Genomic DNA, 1,971 nt, shown 5'->3' on the forward strand with positions numbered 1-1,971 from the left:
CGGCGAGGCCGGTGAGCCAGCCGTGCGGGCCGAACTCGGCGAGCGCGCCGCCCCCCAGCGCGCCGCCGGCGAGCGTGCCGAGCCAGCCCAGCGCCAGCCCGGTGCCGCCGGCCGCCAGCAGCGCGGTGAACGTCGTTCCCCACCAGCCGAAGGCGGCGTCGCGCTGGCCCGGGACCGGGACGGCGGCCCGGGCGACCAGCCCGGCGATCACCGCGACGCCGGCCAGCGGCACCCCGGCGGCGCACCACAGCAGCGGGCCGTCCGGCGTTCCGTGCGGCAGGCCGGCGAGCAGCGGGAACGGGGGCGGCGTCGGCTCGCCGGTGACCGCCAGCGGCGTGAGCAGGCTGCCGCCGCCCAGCGTGAAGCCGGGGCCGAGGCCGTAGGCGGCGCCCCAGACGGCGGCGTTGGGCGCCAGCGCGCAGCCGAGCAGCAGCACCGCCAGCCGCCCCGACCAGTCGCCGCTCAGCGTGACCAGCGTGCTCTGCGCCGCCGGCGCGTGGAGCAGCAGCGCCCCGGCGGCCAGGAGCGCGCCGACGCCACAGCAGGCGGCGGCGCCGCCGAGCGCGGCCCGGCCGGCGGCGGCCAGCCGCTCCGGGGTGAACGGCCTGGCCCAGCGGGCCCGGGCCCAGGCGCGGGAGAGCCGCCCGGGCGGCACCCCGCTGATCACCCAGGCCGAGACGACGGTCACCAGCAGCGCGAAGAGCGGCAGTTGGAGCGCGGTGGACAGCGGCTCGGGCGAGAGGTCGGCCGGGGCGGCGAAGAGCGCGGCGGCGGCGCCGACGAGGAGGTAGCCGCCGCAGATCCACAGGGCGGAGGCGAACGCCTCGTGGGGCGCGGCGGCGGCCCGCGCGTGCTCGGGGGCGGGGTCCGTCTCGGGGAGCAGGGTGACGCGGACCGCGCGGTGGAGCAGCCAGCCGGGGAGCGCCACCAGCAGCAGCGGGGTGAGGGCGACGGGGGCGGTGGCGCCGTAGAGGGTCTCGGCGCGGACGAGTTCGCAGCCGTGGGCGAGCAGCCACAGGTCGGCGGCGATCCGCAGCGCGCCGGTCGGGCCCTGGTCCGGGTAGGGCGAGATCACCCAGAACAGCAGGACGAGCACGGCGAGTCCGCCGAGCCCGAGTCCGGCCGCGAGCATTCCTTCGAAGAACCATCGGCCCTGGCCGCGGCCGACGGGGGCGATCCGCCGCAGGGCCGGCTGAGTGAGGTGTGGCACCCGGCCATGCTCCCAACAACACCCGAAGTGTTCCGGTAATGGGTTTTCGCCGCAGTGTCGGCCACGATTCCTCTATGTCCAGTTTTAAGGATTATCTTCCCCGTCGCCGGGGCAGCCATCGCGCCCACCGGAAACGCCCCCGAACCCGCGCCCACCGCACCCCGCCGCCGACCGCCGACACCAGCCCCGGGACCAGCACCGACACCAGCCCCGGGACGACCACGCCGCCGGAGCCCGCGCACGCCGAGGAACCCGCCGACGCCCGCGCCGCGTTCCTCGCCCTCTACGAGGGGCAGGCCGCCACGCTGCTGCGGCAGGCCGTGGTGCTCGGCGGCGACCACGCGGTCGCCCGCCGCGCCGTGGCCCGCGCGTTCCGGCTGGCCTGGGAGTCCTGGCCGGAGGTCGCGGCCCACGAGGACCCGGCCGCCTGGGTGCGGGCGGTCTGCCACGAACACGCGCTCGCGCCCTGGCAGGGCTACCTGCCCCGCCGCTGGCGGGAGCCGGCCGAGCCGGCCGGCGACGAGGGTCCGCTGCTCGCCGCGCTGTGGGCGCTGCCGCCCGCGTACCGGCGGGCGCTGCTGCTCGCCGACGGGCTCGGCCTGAGCCAGGCGGCGGTGGCGGCCGAGTGCGAGGCCAGCACGGCGGCCACGGTCGGCCGGCTGGTGAACGCCAGGGCAGCGCTGGCCGAGCGGCTGCCGCGGGTGGCGGACCGCCGGGAGGCGCTGCGCCGCGCGGTGCGGGCGCAGCGCGCCGTGCCGCCG

At 79.0% G+C, this 1,971-nt stretch carries 1 protein-coding gene and 1 pseudogene; one reads left to right on the forward strand and one right to left on the reverse strand.

Annotation, left to right across the window (positions count from 1 at the left end; all coding sequences use genetic code 11):
* Window positions 1-1,210 (reverse strand): cell division protein PerM (locus EBN88_RS29700; RefSeq protein ID WP_147472918.1); only part of this gene is annotated, 1,210 nt, incomplete at its 3' end.
* A 74-nt stretch (window positions 1,211-1,284) separates the two neighbouring features.
* Between EBN88_RS29700 and EBN88_RS29705 the strand changes: the two are divergent.
* Window positions 1,285-1,971 (forward strand): annotated as a pseudogene (locus tag EBN88_RS29705) (hypothetical protein); the annotation flags it as partial.

It is taken from the genome of Streptomyces triticirhizae (genome assembly GCF_003696235.1).
Classification (GTDB): domain Bacteria; phylum Actinomycetota; class Actinomycetes; order Streptomycetales; family Streptomycetaceae; genus Streptomyces; species Streptomyces triticirhizae.